Raw genomic sequence first — 15012 nt, forward strand, 5'->3', positions numbered from 1 at the left:
CGTAGCCCGCTGTTTTCAGCCCGCACAGACCGGGCATTGGGGATTGGCCGGCAGCGACATCGTGCGCCAGCGCTGCGTTCGCACATCCAGCGACAGCAGCTTGCCGGACAGCGTGTCGGCCATGCCCACCAATAACTTGATCGCTTCCAGTGCCTGCAGCGTGCCCACGAGACCGGGCACCGCGCCGATCACGCCGGCCTCGGCACAGGTCGGCGCGCTGCCGGCCGGGGGCGCTTCGGCGAACAGGCAGCGATAACAGGGCCGCCCGCCGGCCGGAAAAACCCCGACCTGCCCATTGAAGCGCTCGACCGCGCCGTAGACCAGCGCGATGCCCGCGGCCACGCAGGCGTCGTTGACCGCATAGCGCGCGGCGAAATTGTCCGAGCCGTCGATCACCAGATCGTAGCCTGCAACCAGTTCCGCCGCGTTATCGGCCGAAACCCGTGCCTGAACGGGCGCGATCTCGATCGCCGGGTTGAGCGCGGTAAGCGTGGCATGCGCCGAACGCACCTTGGGCTGGCCGACGCTGGCGTCCCGATGCAGGATCTGGCGATGCAGGTTGGAGCGATCGACCGTATCGTGATCGACGATCGCCAGATGCCCGACCCCGGCCGCGGCCAGATACAAGGCCGCCGGGCTGCCCAACCCACCGGCGCCGATCACCAGCACCCGGGCATCGCGCAGCTTCGACTGCCCGGCCTCGCCGACCTCGGGCAAGGTGAGCTGGCGCGCATAGCGCGCGCGGTCGCCGGCATCGAGCATGGCCGGCGTCTCGAAGGCCAACCCCGCATCCTTCCAGGCATCGAAGCCGCCCGCCACCGAGCGCACGTCGGTGTAACCGAGCTGATGCAGTTGCTCGGCGGCCAGCAACGAACGCGAGCCCGAAGCGCACAACAACAGAATCGTGTCGTCGGCCGCCGCGCCCTCGGATTCCAGCCGCATTTCCAGAAAGCCACGCCCGAGCGGCCTGGCGCCCACCGGCGTGCCCTGGGCAATCTCGTCCGCCTCACGGATATCGACCAGCCAGGCGCCGGCCGCACGCAGACGATCGGCCTCGGCCGGGTCGATCGGCGGCATGGATTCGCGCAGGGCGGCGAGTCGTTCGCGAATGGATGGACTCATGACTTGGCTCCCGTGGTTTCGTCGTCGCTGATCGCCTCATCCGCCTCGAGCCGATCCAGCGCCGCATCGGGATCGTCCGCCTCCCCGGCCGCCCGGTCGGCGCCGAGCTGGCCGGCTTCGCGCCAGGCCTTGGGCGCCTGTTTCGATGTATTCGCCCCCATCGCCCGCAGCATCTCGGCCTGGCGCACCAGATTGCCGCGGCCGTCGGTGAGCTTGTTGCGGGCCTCGGCGAACGACTTGTTCACGGTTTCCAGATTGCGCGAGACCTTGTCCAGATCGGTAATGAAACCGACGAACTTGTCATACAGCGTGCCGGCACGATCGGCGATGGCCTCGGCGTTTTTCTCCTGTTTGTCCAGCCGCCACAGATTCTCCACCGCGCGCAGCATCGGCATGAGCGTGGTCGGCGACACCAGCGCGATGTTCGCATCGAGCGCTTCGCGCTGCAGGCCGAAATCACCGCGCAGCGCTTCGACATAGGCTGCCTCGGACGGCACGAACATGAACACGTAGTCCAGCGTCCGAATCGCATCGATGCCTTGATACTTCTTTTCCGACAACTGCTTGAGATGGCGCCGCACGGAGGTGATGTGTTCGGCCAGCGCGGTGCGGCGCGCGTTTTCATCCTCGGCTTCCTGCACCCGCAGATAGGCGGTGAGCGAGACCTTGGAGTCGATCACGAGCGAGCGCGACTCCGGCAGATGCACCACCGCATCCGGCAACTGGCGTTTGCCCTCTTCGGTGGTGCTATGAAACTGCGTCTCGTATTGCACGCCTTTTTCCAGCCCGGAGCGCTCCAGCACCGTCTCCAGGATCATCTCGCCCCAGTTGCCCTGGGTCTTGGACTCGCCGCGCAGCGCCTTGGTCAAATTGGTCGCGTCCTCGGCGATCGCCTTGTTCGACTCTTCCAGCATCCTGATCTGCTGCGCGAGCGCGGAACGCTGCCGGTTCTCGACGTCATAGGCTTCCTTGACCTGCTTCTCGAAGCGCCCGATATGCTCGCGCAGCGGATTGATCAACGGCTCCAGGCTGGCCTTGCTGGATTCGTTGAAGGCCTTGGCCTTTTCGTCGAGGATCTCCTGCGAGAGTGTTTTGAACTGGTGCGCCATCTGCTCGCGCGCCTGGGTGAGCGTGGCCAGCTTGTCCTCGGCGTGACGCTGCTCGGCCTCGATCCGTTCGGCGAGACGCGCATTCTCGCTACGCGCATTCGCCAGTTCCGCATGGGCTTTTTCCAGCGAGGCGCCGCGCGCTGCATCATCGCGTTCGAGCGCCTCAAGCTTCGAAACCAGCCCCGCACGGTTCGCGCGTGCCACCAGCAGGGCGATCAGCCCGCCAAGTGCGGCGCCAACCAGAAAAGCAATCGTCAGCGTAAGCCAGGCGCCATCGGTCATATCATTTCCACGCCATTCGATCTTGGATAATCGGTGGATTCTAAACCGCGCGATCGCCAGACCGCGACGCAGCGGGACTTTCCCGAAGTTGAGCCCGATTCCGTTTGAACGGGCCGCCGGCAGAGGTCGTCGGCGCACCGACGGGAAAGGACGAAGCAGAGCATAAACAGCCGAGGGAGCAATCGCGGCAAGATGTGCACACCGTTGAATCGTCCGTCTTCGACCTGCCTAGTTCTGCGTTAATCCGCGGATAAATCGTCTTTACCGCGCGGAGCATGCAACGGCGGCAGGACGCGTACAATAACGCTCGATTTATTCTTGGCCCGCTAATACCTCCATGCTGCTGCAACTCCGCGAACTGTCGCTGTCCTACGGCGTCGAAGTCCTGCTCGATCGCGCCGAGCTGTCCATCGCCGCCGGCGAGCGTGTCGCGCTGGTCGGGCGCAACGGCACCGGCAAGTCCACGCTCATGCGTATCGTCGCCGGTGAACTCGAGCCGGATCAGGTCAAGCGCGAAAGCAAGCCGGGGCTGAAGATTTCGCGGCTGGAACAGGAAGTGCCGGCGGCGACCCATGGCAGCGTGTACGAGGTGACCGCCGCCGGGCTCGGCGCCGCCGGCGAGGCGGTCGCGCGTTTTCACGACCTGGCCGCGCGCCTGTCGGCCGGGGAAGACGTGATGGATGCGTTCTCCCGCGCCCAGAGTGATGTCGAGGCCCACGACGGCTGGACGCTGGCGCAACAGGTCGAAGCCACCTTGAGCCGCCTGAAGCTCGATCCGGATGCCGACTTCACGGCCCTGTCCGGCGGCCAGAAGCGCCGCGTGCTGCTGGCGCGCGCGCTGGTCTCCGAGCCCGACCTGCTGCTGCTCGACGAGCCGACCAACCATCTCGACATCGCCGCCATCGCGCAGCTCGAAGAGATCCTGATGTCGTGGTCCGGCGCGCTGTTGTTCATCACCCATGACCGCGCCTTCCTGCGCAATCTGGCCACGCGGATCATCGATCTCGATCGCGGCCGGCTGACGTCATGGCCCGGCGACTACGACAAGTTCCTGGAAGGCAAGGACAAGGCACTCGCCGACGAAGAGAAGGCCAACGCCGAGTTCGACAAGCGCCTGGCCCAGGAAGAAACCTGGATTCGCCAGGGCATCAAGGCCCGCCGGACCCGCAACGAAGGCCGAGTGCGCGCGCTGAAAGCCATGCGCGCCGAACGGGCCCAGCGGCGCGAGCGCGCCGGCACAGCCAATATCGTGACCCAGGACGCCGCCCGTTCCGGCAAGAACGTGATCGTGGCGGAAAACGTTGCCTATGCCTGGGGCGACAAGCCGATCGTGACCAACCTGACCACCACCATCCAGCGCGGCGACAAGGTCGGCATCATCGGCCCGAACGGGGCCGGCAAGACCACGCTGATCCGCCTGCTGCTCGGCCAGCTCGAGCCGGACGCCGGCACCATCAAGCTCGGTACCACTCTCGATATCGCCCACTTCGACCAGCACCGGGCCGCGCTGGACGACAACATCAGCGTGCTCGACAACGTCGCCGGCGGACGCTCGTCGGTGACCATCAACGGCCAGGACCGCCATATCATGAGTTACATGGGCGATTTCCTGTTCTCGCCCAAGCGGGCGCGCAGCCCGACGCATGTGCTGTCCGGCGGCGAGCGCAACCGTCTGCTGCTGGCCAAGCTGTTCACCCGCCCGGCCAACCTGCTGGTGATGGACGAGCCGACCAACGATCTCGACGTGGAAACGCTGGAGTTGCTCGAGGAACGGCTGACCAACTTCGACGGCACCCTGCTGCTGGTCTCCCATGATCGTGATTTTCTCGACAATGTGGTGACCAGTTCGCTGGTGATGGAAGGCGACGGCCGCGTCGGTGATTACGTCGGCGGCTATTCGGATTATCTGCGCCAGCGCCCGGCCGATCGGACACCGGCGCCCGCGGCGAGCAAACCCGTCGCGACGCCGCAAGCGAAACCGAAGACCGAATCGGCGCTGTCCACCGCCGAGCGCAAGGAATTGCGCGACCTGCCGAGCCGGATCGAAAGACTCGAGCAGGATCTGGCAGAACGCGAAGCGGTTTTCGCCGAGCCCGGTTTCTACGACCGCAACGAGGCCGAGATCAAGAAAGCCACCGATGCCTTCGCCCGGGTCGAAACCGAACTGGAAAAAGCATTGAAACGCTGGGAGACGCTCGAGGCCCGGCAGGGCTGACGCGACACCGCGCGACATCGGCGTACGCCGGCCTGGTTGACCGGGCCGGCGGGTACAGCTGCTAAGGTGCGGTTCTCAAACCGACACCGGAGTCGCCATGACCACTGCCCTGATCGCCCTGGATTTCATCAACGACATCGTGCATCCCGACAGCCCGATGGCCGGCGCGGCGCCGCAGATCGCCGAGCGCGGCGTGATCGAGCATGCCAACACGTCCCTGGCCCATGCCCGCGCCAACGAGTGGTTCGTGGTGCTGGTCAAGGTCGGCTTCGGCCCGGGCTACGCCGAATGCCCGAAGCATTCGCCGCTGTTCGGCGCGGCCAAGGAAAACGGCGTGTTGCAGCTCGGCACCTGGGGCACGGAATTCCACGAAGCGCTGGACGCCACCCCGGCCAATCCCGAGCGCGAATTCGTGGTGGAAAAGCCACGCGTGAACGCCTTCTACGCCACGCCGCTGGAGGCGCTACTGCGCGCCAACGCGGTCGACACGCTGTATCTGTGCGGCGTCTCGACCAGTTGGGCGGTGCAATCAGCGGCCCGCGACGGTCACGATCGCGATTACCGCATTCGTGTGATCGAAGATGCCTGTGCGACCGACGACATCGAGGATCACAAGGCCTCGATCCGCCAGCTGTCGCGCATCAGCGAGATCGTGACATCCGATAACCTGCGTTCAAACTGATCGATCTTTTCTTCGTTAAGGACGAGTCGGCCAATGGACGTGAATTGAACGCGAATCCTGATTATGTACGACAGGCAACGGCTGAATAAGCGAAGGCACTTTGTCCGCCAATGCACGCGAATGAGCGCAAATAGAAGCAGGATCAAGGCATTGCTGCTTCGGGTGCACGCAATCGCGTCATCAAGCCTTTGACTGAACGTTGTACATAATCAAAACGCGAATTGAAGCGAGGCGGCCCGTCTTGGCGCGGCCCGACTCGAAAACTCGGCACGCTCCGGCGCGGCCAGTCGTCATTCTGGCTCCTGATTATGTATAAATCTCAGCCAGGGCGACATGCGAGATCGCTCGGCGTGTTGTCGCTTCTGGAAGCCATTGATCGGGCCAGGGTTTCACGCTGATGCGCGAGTTACCTTTCTTGTTTGCCCAAGAAAGGTAACCGAAAGAAGGGCACCCGACACAGCGCCGGCTACGCCGGTTCACTCCGACGCGCAGCGCCGGCGGGATGCAGCCAGAACTCGGGCCGCTTTGGCGGCCCTCAAACAGGCTGGCCGCACCGGCGCAGTGCGCCGGACACCCGCCGTCACTCCGCGTCTCCGTCGCTGCGTAACGGGACGCAATACAGCACCGTCCGGCTAAGTTTTGTACACAGTGAGGTTCCGGTTTTTTATTTGCGCTCATGCGCGTCCATTGGCGGACCGACTTTTCAAGTCAGTCCTTCGCGTTCACAGGCTTGTTCGCCTCGACCTCGAACGACAGCTCGACCTTGTCGCCGACCAGCTTCGGGAAGGCATCCATGCCGAAATCGCTGCGTTTGATTTCGGTTGCGGCGTCGAAACCACAGGTGTAGCGGGTCTTTTCCAGCGGATTCACCTTGCAGGCGATATCGTCCACCTGCAGCGTAACCGGTCGCGTCACGCCGTGTAGCGTGAGACGGCCCCGCACGGTCGCTTCGCTGTCGCCATCAGCATCGTCGAAACGCACACTTGTCGACTTGAATGTGAGCGATGGATATTTCTTGACGTTGAAGAATCCTTCCATGTCGCGCAGGTGCTGATCGCGCGCGTCGTCGCCGGTATCCACGCTGGCCGGGTCGAACGTGACGTCGATCACGCTGTGCGACGGATCATCGCCGATCCGGATCGTACCCTTGCGCACGTCCATCCGGCCGCGCAGGGTCGATAACCCCATGTGGTCGATCGCGAAATGCGCATAGGTATGGGCGGTATCGATCTTGTAGCGGCCGGGCTTGAGCCCGGGCGCTGCGTGGGCGATCGTGACACCCGCAGCGGTCAGGGCCAGCAGCACGGAAAGGTCGCAGGCGCCTCGGCGAATCGTCATCACGCATCTCCAAACAGGCGGCACCACGCGCCGCGATGGACTTGAGACTATCACGCAACCGCCGCCCCCTCTCCTGCGTGGCGTACGGCTTCTATTGCCATCGCGACCGCGTGCCGCCACAGCGTAATTCGGCGGCTGAGCTTGTCGGGCTGGATAACGAAGATTATTGTAAGGCACACACATATGCCAAACCCATAATCCATGGAATTCAAACAACTGGGATCGACCGGTACACGCGTTTCGCCGTTGTGCCTCGGCACGATGACCTACGGCACCCCGAAATGGCGTGAATGGGTGCTGGACGAGCAGGCCAGCCGGCCGTTCATCAAGAAAGCACTGGATGCCGGCATCAATTTCTTCGACACCGCCGACATGTACTCGAAGGGCGAATCCGAAAAGGTCGTCGGCAAGGCCCTGCTGGACTACGCGGACCGCGAGGATTTCGTGCTGGCGTCCAAGGTCTACAACCCGATGGGCGACGGCCCGAACAACCGCGGCTTGTCGCGCAAGCACATCATGCATGCCATCGATGCATCATTGACGCGCCTCGGCACCGATCACATCGATCTGTACCAGATCCATCGCTTCGACTACGACACGCCGGTCGAGGAGTTCATGGAAGCCCTGCACGATGTGGTCAAGGCCGGCAAGGCCCGCTACATCGGCGCGTCGAGCATGTATGCCTGGCAGTTCGCCAAGTGTCAGGAAATCGCTCGCGCCAACGGCTGGACCGAGTTCGTGACCATGCAGCCGATGTACAACCTGGTCTATCGCGAGGAAGAACGCGAGATGCTGCCGTTGTGCGCCGATCAGGGCGTGGGCGTGATCCCGTGGAGCCCGCTCGCCCGTGGCGTGCTGGCCGGCAAGAAACAGGGCGCCGGCGGCGAGTCCAAGCGCGCCCAGACCGACCAGATGACCGAGAAATGGAAGCTCGGTGCCGCCGAGTCCGACAATCAGGTGGTCGAGGCCCTGCGCAAAGTGGCCGAGGCTCGGGGCGTGCCGATGGCCCAGGTTGCACTCGCCTGGGTGGCGGCCCATCCGCAGGTCACCGCGCCGATCGTGGGTGCGAGCAAGGAGCGCCATCTCGACGATGCCATCGCCGCGATGGACCTCACCCTCACCGAGGATGAAAAGACCCAACTGGAAGCGCCCTACGTGCCGCACGCGATCGCCGGCCACGAATAGGCCGCCCCGCGATTCGCCCGTGACATGGGCCGCCCTGCGGGGCGGCCTTTTTCATGCGGCTTCGCCGATGGGCGGCGCGCTATCACCCGCACCCTACGGGCTCGAAAAACCGCGCAAAGTAAGACGCGCCGTGGTGCGCGGCCGTTAGTTGCCAACCGCGACCGCGACCCGGTGCAGCAGGCTCCGGGTGGGGAAACCGTCCGCCGTCAGACCCCGGTCGCGCTGGAACGAGCGCACCCCGGCTCGGGTATTGGGGCCAACGATGCCATCGGGCGTGCCACTGCCGTAGCCGAGCGCATTCAGGTCGCGCTGCAGGGTGAGCACCTGAGCACGCGACAGGCTCGCCTCGTCCCGCGGCCAGGATTGCTGTACGCCGGGTTCGCCCCGGATCCGGTCGGCCAACAGGCCCACCGCCAACGCATAGCTGGTGGCATTGTTGTAGCGCCGGATCACCCGGAAATTCGGCCCGACCATGAAGGCCGGGCCCGACGCCCCGGCCGGCGCGATGATGGCGGCCGAGTCGAATTGTGGCAGGCCGCGTGAATCGACCGGGCGCACGCCCTGGGCGCGCCAGGCCGCGGCCGATCGATGGGCGTCGCCATCCGCTTGCGCATAATTGAAATTCGCCGGGAGCCGGACCTCGCGGCCCCACGGCTGCCCGGTCTGCCAGCCGTTCTTGGCCAGATAATTGGCGGTGGAGGCCATGGTGTCGGGAATCGAGCCCCAGATATCGCGCCGGCCGTCGCCGTCGGCATCCACCGCATACGCCAGGAAGCTGGTCGGCAGGAACTGGGTGTTGCCCATCGCGCCGGCCCAGGAACCGCGCATGTCGGATCGGCTGATATCGCCGTCGGCCAGAATCCTGAGCGCGGCATAAAGCTGGTGCTCGGCGAATGACTCGCGCCGGCCCTCGTAGCCCAGCGTGGCGAGCGCATCGATCGTTTCGTAATGGCCGAAATTGGCCCCGTAGTTGCTCTCCATGCCCCAGATCGCAACGAGCACGGCGCCCGGCACGCCATAACGAGCCGCGACCCGGTCCGCCGTGTTCCGATAGGTCGCCAGTTTCTCGCGGCCGTGGGCGATACGCGTGGCCGAGACCGCCGTATCCAGATAATCCCAGATCGCCCGGTTGAACTCGGGCTGGCGATGGTCAAGATCGATCACACGCGGCAGAAATTCGGCATCGGCGAGGGCGCTGTGCAGGGTCGTGCTGGCGACTCCCCTGGCCCGGGCACGCCGCTCGAAGCCCGCCACCCAGCGCGCGAAACCGGCCGCATCGCGCCCGTCGACACCCGCCGGCGCGCCCTGTCCGCTGTCGTTCGAGCGCTTCGTCGACTGGGCGGGTTCGGACTGCGTCCGCTCGCTCGTCGGCTGCTTCGCGCCCGCTGCGTTGGCCGCGGACGTGTCGGCCGGGGCGTGGGTGGCACAACCGGCCAGGAACACGATCAGGGGCGCGGCAGCCCGGGGAGGCCATCGATATGGCATGTCGGCGGACGGGGGTCGTGGATGTGCGCCCTAGACTACCTGACCGGCCGCGTTGGCGGAGGCCCAGGCCCATTGAAAATTGTGCCCGCCGAGATGCCCGGTCACATCGACCACTTCGCCGATAAAATAAAGGCCGGGCACGTCGCGCGCCGCCATCGTGGCTGACGACAGGGCCGCGGTGTCCACGCCGCCGATCGTGACCTCCGCAGTACGATAGCCTTCGGTGCCGTCGGGCCGGAACCGCCAGTCCGCGAGCCGAGCGCCGGCGGCCGTCAGTTCATGGTCCGACAGGGATTTGAGCCGCGCATCCCCCAGGCGCGCCGCCCCGACCTCGCGACACAGGCACGCCGCAAGGCGCTTGGGCAGGCGTTCCGCCAGCACGGTGGACAAACGGGCATCGGGTCTTGCCTCGCGCCGCTCGGCCAGCCAGGCGCGCCCATCGACACCGGGCAGGAAATCCACGCCGACCGGGTCGCCGGCCTGCCAGTAGGACGAAACCTGCAGCATGGCGGGCCCGCTCAGTCCGCGATGGGTGAACAGCATCCCGGCACCGAAGCTCGCCTCGTGGCAATGGGCCTCGACGTCCAGCCCGAGCCCGGACAGCGCGGCAAACGATTCGCGTTCCCGCCCCGCCAGCGTGAACGGCACCAGTGCCGGACGCGGCTCGCGCACGGCCAACCCGAAGCGTCGCGCCAGATCGAAGCCGAAGCCGGAGGCGCCCATCTTCGGAATCGACAGCCCGCCGGTGGCGACCACCACGGCGGCGCCGGTCCAGACACCGGCGCCGGTGTCGACCCGGAAGCTACCGTTGTCCGCGCGCGCGACGTTTCGGATATCGACTTCCGTATGCACGGCCACGCCCGCGCGTTCGCATTCGTCCAGCAGCAATCGCACGATCTGCTTGGACGAGTGGTCGCAGAACAGCTGGCCGCGTTCCTTCTCGTGATAGGCAATGCCGTGGGCTTCCACCAATGCGATGAAGTCGGCCGGGGTATAGCGCGCCAGCGCCGACTTGCAATAGTGCGGGTTGGCCGACAGGAAATTCGCCGGGCCGCTGTACAGATTGGTGAAATTACAGCGCCCGCCGCCGGACATCAGGATCTTCTTGCCCACGCGCCGCGTCTTTTCCAGCACATGCACACGCCGCCCGCGCGCGCCGGCCACCGCGGCACACATCAGCCCCGCCGCGCCGCCGCCGAGCACGATCACATCGGTATCGATTGTCTGGGTCATGGATATAGCGAGTCGGCCAGGCGCAATTGTCGCATACGACGTTTTGGCACCTTGGCCTGCCGTTTCTAAAAGGCTCCTCAGCGAAATTTGTGGGCGCACTCTGGCTCAGGTAGAGCGCCGAGGGCGTAATACAGAGCGATTTCGGCGCCATGATAGGTTCGAAACCCGTAGGATTTTCTGGTTGTCAGTTTATTGACCCGGCACAAAAATAGATGATTTTTCGGGTCAATAGCGCGAGCATGCGACCGCATGCTCGCCGCGGCCATTAGCCGCGAAGCCTTTGAAAATAAAAGACGGACAGGCGCCGGCTTTTATTTTTGAAGGCTTTGAAAACAGCGGAGGTAACAGGCAGGAGACCTCCCCGAACTCTGTGTCGAGGTCCTCGGCACCCTGGCGCCGCGCCACAACATGGCTGCGCGCGAACACGACCGCGCCGTATTCGTCTGCCTGCACATGAAACGCTTTGTCCTGGGTCATCACTACCTCCGATCACGTCGCGATCGCCGGCAGAGCCTTGGCCTCGCATCCTTGCTTGTTTCGGTTCGTCGTACGTGTGATCCGACCCGGTGCGATCGAAGTCTGCGCCAGACGGTGATCGCTCCTGCGGGCCCGTTGAGCGATTGCACTCGGCAACGCTTTTCGCAGAACCGCGGCGCGGCCCTCTGAAAAACGCTCGTTTGCGGGCGATCCATGACGTCGTGTGCTTGTCGCTCACACAGCGCGCCGCCATGCGCCCTGCCCGTGGCCACTCGCCTCGCGCGGGCTCGATCGCCCGTTCTTGAGCCGGGCCGACCTAGCGGTCGTCCTCGGCTTCGTGCTCGGCGATCCGGTCGCGGATGTCGTCGACGACGGCGCCCGGTGTTTCGGGGTTCTCAGCCCGTATCTGGCGCAGCGCCTCGTTGCTGGGGAAGTCCTCGTTGTACTGCTCGGGGAAAAGTCGCTGATGGATGCGATTGATCGCGATGTGTACGGCCATCGTTTCGGATACACCGAGCTTGTCGGCGACCGCCTTCAGGGTATCGCGGTCGGCGCCGTTTTCGCTGCGCTCGTCTCGAAACCGTACAAGCAGTGGCTTGGTCATGGTCGGCTCCCTGCATGCCGGGCGGTGATGTATATCTAAAATATATTACACTGCCCGGCATGCAATTCGCGCTTGGTCTAGTCGAATTGGGCCTCGAAGATCGCATGTTTCAAGCGGCGCCTGATGTCGCGATTAGCGAGGTCAATATCGCCTTTCCGGGTCACATCCGTGACCTTGCGGCGGTAGCTGTCAGAATTCGGCAACAACGGCGGCATCGCCGACTTCGTGCCGGGCATGCTGTCCGGCCAGCTCGTATTCCACAAGAACCGGTTCCCGGCCGATTTCGGCCAGAAATCACGCACCTGGGTATTCAACAACATGTACGGGCCAACCATGCGTCGGGTGAAACGGTCCGACAACAAGATCCCGGACAAGTACTGGGTGCGTATCCCGGGTGATCGAGCCCGGAAGTACCGCCGGATGTGTCGCAACACCCGCGAGCGACTCTGCCAGGACGGCTGGTACAGCCACAAGATGCAGCATATGTTGAAAAAGATTCGCTGCTCCAGCAAGCCGGGGCTGGCCGAGTGCAGCCTGGACGACGAAGGCGGCCCGGTGAATTGATCGATCGCCCCGCCCGTAGCGGCCCGCGCCGGGCGGCCTAAAGGGGCGCCCAGCTGGTGTCTGCCGCATCGGCGGACGACCCCACGGACTGACACGGCGCGAGCGCGGCGGGCTTGTCGTGCGCCGCGACCGACCGCGAGCGCTTGCCGCGGTGCCGCCTACGGCTTCCGGCCAATTGCCTCGCCGCGTTCGGCACGGTAAAAAGGGCGCCGCCGGGAAATCGCAGACGCTTTGCGCCAAGCACAGCATGGGACACGGTCGTTACAGATCCGAGTCACGTGCGACGCTGGGTGGTCGAAAAGCCGGCGGCTCAACCACTCGCGCCGCGAGTGTTGCGCCGGTGCCGTGCCGTGGGCACGGCCAACCACACCGGGCGGCTCAATCCGAGCGGTCTCCCGAAGACACAATTCGTTTTCGCGACGATCTGCAAGCAGCGATTTGCACCCGGCCCGCGGCGACATTCTCCGCCGGGCCCGGGCGTGGTGCTGCGGCAGCGCCTGTACCTGGCTCCGGTTGGGGGCAAAACGTCGCGGTATCACTTATCGCGTGCCCGGGACCGGGTACGCCGGGGAGACAAATCGATGACGCTCATCCAGACGCTGGAACAGGCCGTGAATGCGGTGATCAATCCAGTCAGTGGTTTCATCTGGAACTACATCCTCACCTACTTGCTGCTGGGCGCCGGCCTGGTGTTCACCATTGCCACCCGCGGCCTGCAATTCCGGTTGCTGGCGCACATGGCAGCACTGGTGTTCACCGAGAAAGGCAGCGGCAAGGGTGTGAGCTCGTTCCAGGCGCTGGCGACCTCGCTGGCCGCCCGCGTGGGCACCGGCAACCTGGCCGGTGTGGCCCTGGCGTTGTTCGCCGGGGGGCCGGGGGCCATCTTCTGGATGTGGATGACCGCGCTGGTCGGCATCGCCACCACCTTCATCGAGTGCACCCTGGGGCAGGTCTACAAGGTTCACCACGGCGACGGCATCTATCGCGGCGGACCCGCTTATTACATCGAGCGGGCGCTCGGCCAGCGCTGGATGAGTATCGTGTTCGCCGTGTTTCTGATCATCGCCTACGGCTTTGCCTTCTGCGGCGCCCAGGCGAACACCATCGCGCAGGGCATCGAGGGCGGCTTCGGCGTGCCCAACTGGGTGACCGCGATCGTGCTGGTGATCCTCACCGCCATCGTCATCTACGGCGGCATCAAGTCGATCGCGCGTACGGCCGAGAAGATCGTGCCGATCATGGCCGTCGGGTACTTCCTGGTCGCGGCCTATATCCTGATCGCGAACTACGCGCAGGTGCCGAGCATGCTGGCACTGATCGTGAAATCGGCGTTCGGCTACGGTCCGGTCGCCGGGGGTGCGGCCGGCTATGCCGTGGCCGCCGCGCTCAAGAACGGCGTGCAGCGCGGCCTGTTCTCGAACGAGGCCGGCATGGGCTCCACCCCGAACGCCGCCGCGACCGCCGAGGTCAAGCACCCGGCGGCCCAGGGGCTGGTGCAGGCCTTCGGCGTGGTCATCGATACGCTGATCATCTGCAGCTGTACCGCAGTAGTGATTCTGCTTTCGGGTGTCTACGACCATATCCTGCAGGCCCATGCGGCCGGCCAGTCGCTGGAGGGCATCAAGCTCACCCAGGATGCGATGCAGTATCACCTCGGCGCCTTCGGCGAATGGTTCATCGCGCTGGCGATCTTCTTTTTCGCCTACAGCTCGATCCTGGCGAACTTCGCCTACACCGAGATCAACGTCGATTACCTGTTCGGCAAGTACGGGGACACCATGATCGCCTGGCTGCGGCCCTTCCTGCTGGCCATGGTCTTCATCGGCTCGGTGGCCACGCTGAGCTTCGTCTGGAATTTCGCGGACTTCGCCATGGGGCTGATGGCCACGACCAACCTGGTGGCGATCCTGCTGCTGTTCCCGATCGCGCTGCGCGTACTGCGGGACTACGAAAAACAGCGCCGCACCGGCACCGGCGATCCGGTCTTCAACAAACGGGTGCTCAAGAAACCGGAGCAGGTCGAACCCGGTATCTGGGACTGATCAGCCCGGCATCCAATGGCGCCGCTGTTGCGTAGCGCATAGACAATGCCATTCATCCCGGCCCCGACCGGCGCCCGCGACTGCGGCGCCGGTCGGCGGCCTCGCGGAGCCCGTCATGTCCCGTCTTCGTTTTCTGCTGCCGATCATTGCCCTGCTGTCGTTGTCGGCCTGCAGCGTGATCCCCAAGCCGGGGTTCCCGCGCGAACATGATGTCAATCTCAATCGCTTCATGGGCCCCTGGTATGTGATCGCGCACATCCCGCCGTCCAAGACCAAGAATGCCTACAACGAGATCGAGCGTTACTCGCGCGGCCGGGGCAACACGATCCACGTGAAGTTCACCTATCGCGACGGCGGCTTCGATGGCAAGAAACACACCATGACGCCCACCGGCACAGTGATTGACGGCACCGGCAACGCCGTCTGGGCCATGCATTTCTACCATGTCCTGCGGCTGCAGTATGTGATCTCCTACGTCAGCCCGAACTACGACAGCACCATCATCGCGCGCGACAAGCGCGACTATGTCTGGATCATGGCGCGTACGCCGCATATCAGTGCGAAACGCTACAAGGCATTGGTGCAGCGCGTGAAGAACATAGGCTACGACACCCGCAAGCTGCGAAAGGTGCCGCAGCAGCCGTTGTCTGCGCGCCACGACCTGTGACCGCCTC

General features: G+C 64.7%; 14 protein-coding genes. 6 read left to right on the top strand and 8 right to left on the bottom strand.

Annotation, left to right across the window (positions count from 1 at the left end; genetic code table 11):
• Positions 1 to 15: 15 nt before the first annotated feature.
• Positions 16 to 1122 carry a molybdopterin-synthase adenylyltransferase MoeB gene (gene moeB, locus ACS8YF_RS04355; protein ID WP_440848997.1) on the bottom strand — a complete coding sequence of 369 codons (1107 nt, stop codon included), beginning with the start codon at positions 1120 to 1122 and terminating at the stop codon, positions 16 to 18.
• Positions 1119 to 2513: a DNA recombination protein RmuC gene (locus tag ACS8YF_RS04360; RefSeq protein WP_440848998.1), complete on the bottom strand. Its 1395-nt coding sequence runs from the start codon at positions 2511 to 2513 to the stop codon at positions 1119 to 1121. Before ACS8YF_RS04360 ends, moeB begins: the two co-directional genes overlap by 4 nt.
• Positions 2514 to 2850: 337 nt before the next feature.
• On the opposite strand from ACS8YF_RS04360, the gene ACS8YF_RS04365 reads away from it, so the two are divergent.
• Positions 2851 to 4728, top strand: coding sequence for an ATP-binding cassette domain-containing protein (locus ACS8YF_RS04365; protein ID WP_440848999.1), 1878 nt, complete (start codon positions 2851 to 2853; stop codon positions 4726 to 4728).
• A 97-nt stretch (positions 4729 to 4825) separates the two neighbouring features.
• Positions 4826 to 5410 (top strand): cysteine hydrolase family protein, encoded by a 585-nt coding sequence (locus ACS8YF_RS04370; protein ID WP_440849000.1) that lies wholly within the window; start codon positions 4826 to 4828, stop codon positions 5408 to 5410.
• A gap of 708 nt (positions 5411 to 6118) precedes the next feature.
• Here the strand turns inward: ACS8YF_RS04370 and ACS8YF_RS04375 are convergent.
• Positions 6119 to 6748 (bottom strand): YceI family protein, encoded by a 630-nt coding sequence (locus tag ACS8YF_RS04375; protein WP_440849001.1) that lies wholly within the window; start codon positions 6746 to 6748, stop codon positions 6119 to 6121.
• Positions 6749 to 6949: 201 nt separating this feature from the next.
• Between ACS8YF_RS04375 and ACS8YF_RS04380 the strand changes: the two genes are divergently transcribed.
• Complete coding sequence (locus tag ACS8YF_RS04380) at positions 6950 to 7933, top strand: aldo/keto reductase (RefSeq protein WP_440849002.1); 984 nt, start codon at positions 6950 to 6952, stop codon at positions 7931 to 7933.
• A 144-nt stretch (positions 7934 to 8077) separates the two neighbouring features.
• Here ACS8YF_RS04380 and ACS8YF_RS04385 read toward each other — a convergent pair whose 3' ends face one another.
• From ACS8YF_RS04385 to ACS8YF_RS04405, 5 genes are all read right to left on the bottom strand, one after another.
• Positions 8078 to 9418, bottom strand: a complete 1341-nt coding sequence (locus ACS8YF_RS04385) for a lytic murein transglycosylase (protein WP_440849003.1) — start codon at positions 9416 to 9418, stop codon at positions 8078 to 8080.
• Between the two features lie 30 nt (positions 9419 to 9448).
• A complete protein-coding gene (locus ACS8YF_RS04390; RefSeq protein WP_440849004.1) occupies positions 9449 to 10651 on the bottom strand; it encodes an NAD(P)/FAD-dependent oxidoreductase in 1203 nt (400 codons plus the stop codon).
• 225 nt (positions 10652 to 10876) lie between these two features.
• Positions 10877 to 11128 carry a hypothetical protein gene (locus tag ACS8YF_RS04395; protein ID WP_440849005.1) on the bottom strand — a complete coding sequence of 84 codons (252 nt, stop codon included), beginning with the start codon at positions 11126 to 11128 and terminating at the stop codon, positions 10877 to 10879.
• 316 nt (positions 11129 to 11444) lie between these two features.
• Positions 11445 to 11732 carry a hypothetical protein gene (locus ACS8YF_RS04400; protein WP_440849006.1) on the bottom strand — a complete coding sequence of 96 codons (288 nt, stop codon included), beginning with the start codon at positions 11730 to 11732 and terminating at the stop codon, positions 11445 to 11447.
• Between the two features lie 77 nt (positions 11733 to 11809).
• Complete coding sequence (locus ACS8YF_RS04405) at positions 11810 to 12052, bottom strand: hypothetical protein (protein ID WP_440849077.1); 243 nt, start codon at positions 12050 to 12052, stop codon at positions 11810 to 11812.
• On the opposite strand from ACS8YF_RS04405, the gene ACS8YF_RS04410 reads away from it, so the two are divergent.
• From ACS8YF_RS04410 to ACS8YF_RS04420, 3 genes are all read left to right on the top strand, one after another.
• Positions 11967 to 12296, top strand: a complete 330-nt coding sequence (locus ACS8YF_RS04410) for a putative solute-binding protein (RefSeq protein WP_440849007.1) — start codon at positions 11967 to 11969, stop codon at positions 12294 to 12296. The genes ACS8YF_RS04405 and ACS8YF_RS04410 overlap by 86 nt on opposite strands.
• A gap of 581 nt (positions 12297 to 12877) precedes the next feature.
• The gene (locus ACS8YF_RS04415; protein ID WP_440849008.1) at positions 12878 to 14338 is read left to right on the top strand and encodes an alanine/glycine:cation symporter family protein; all 1461 of its coding nucleotides are present in this window, start codon (positions 12878 to 12880) and stop codon (positions 14336 to 14338) included.
• 115 nt (positions 14339 to 14453) lie between these two features.
• Positions 14454 to 15005 (top strand): lipocalin family protein, encoded by a 552-nt coding sequence (locus ACS8YF_RS04420; protein WP_440849009.1) that lies wholly within the window; start codon positions 14454 to 14456, stop codon positions 15003 to 15005.
• Positions 15006 to 15012 lie beyond the last annotated feature (7 nt).

The organism is Salinisphaera sp. SWV1 (assembly GCF_052044155.1).
GTDB lineage: Bacteria > Pseudomonadota > Gammaproteobacteria > Nevskiales > Salinisphaeraceae > Salinisphaera.

Coding starts and splice junctions, on each gene's coding strand:
- moeB (WP_440848997.1), bottom strand. CDS start 1,122: ATGAGTCCATCCATTCGCGAACGACTCGCCGCCCTGCGCGAATCCATG.
- ACS8YF_RS04360 (WP_440848998.1), bottom strand. CDS start 2,513: ATGACCGATGGCGCCTGGCTTACGCTGACGATTGCTTTTCTGGTTGGC.
- ACS8YF_RS04365 (WP_440848999.1), top strand. CDS start 2,851: ATGCTGCTGCAACTCCGCGAACTGTCGCTGTCCTACGGCGTCGAAGTC.
- ACS8YF_RS04370 (WP_440849000.1), top strand. CDS start 4,826: ATGACCACTGCCCTGATCGCCCTGGATTTCATCAACGACATCGTGCAT.
- ACS8YF_RS04375 (WP_440849001.1), bottom strand. CDS start 6,748: ATGACGATTCGCCGAGGCGCCTGCGACCTTTCCGTGCTGCTGGCCCTG.
- ACS8YF_RS04380 (WP_440849002.1), top strand. CDS start 6,950: ATGGAATTCAAACAACTGGGATCGACCGGTACACGCGTTTCGCCGTTG.
- ACS8YF_RS04385 (WP_440849003.1), bottom strand. CDS start 9,418: ATGCCATATCGATGGCCTCCCCGGGCTGCCGCGCCCCTGATCGTGTTC.
- ACS8YF_RS04390 (WP_440849004.1), bottom strand. CDS start 10,651: ATGACCCAGACAATCGATACCGATGTGATCGTGCTCGGCGGCGGCGCG.
- ACS8YF_RS04395 (WP_440849005.1), bottom strand. CDS start 11,128: ATGACCCAGGACAAAGCGTTTCATGTGCAGGCAGACGAATACGGCGCG.
- ACS8YF_RS04400 (WP_440849006.1), bottom strand. CDS start 11,732: ATGACCAAGCCACTGCTTGTACGGTTTCGAGACGAGCGCAGCGAAAAC.
- ACS8YF_RS04410 (WP_440849007.1), top strand. CDS start 11,967: ATGCTGTCCGGCCAGCTCGTATTCCACAAGAACCGGTTCCCGGCCGAT.
- ACS8YF_RS04405 (WP_440849077.1), bottom strand. CDS start 12,052: ATGTTGTTGAATACCCAGGTGCGTGATTTCTGGCCGAAATCGGCCGGG.
- ACS8YF_RS04415 (WP_440849008.1), top strand. CDS start 12,878: ATGACGCTCATCCAGACGCTGGAACAGGCCGTGAATGCGGTGATCAAT.
- ACS8YF_RS04420 (WP_440849009.1), top strand. CDS start 14,454: ATGTCCCGTCTTCGTTTTCTGCTGCCGATCATTGCCCTGCTGTCGTTG.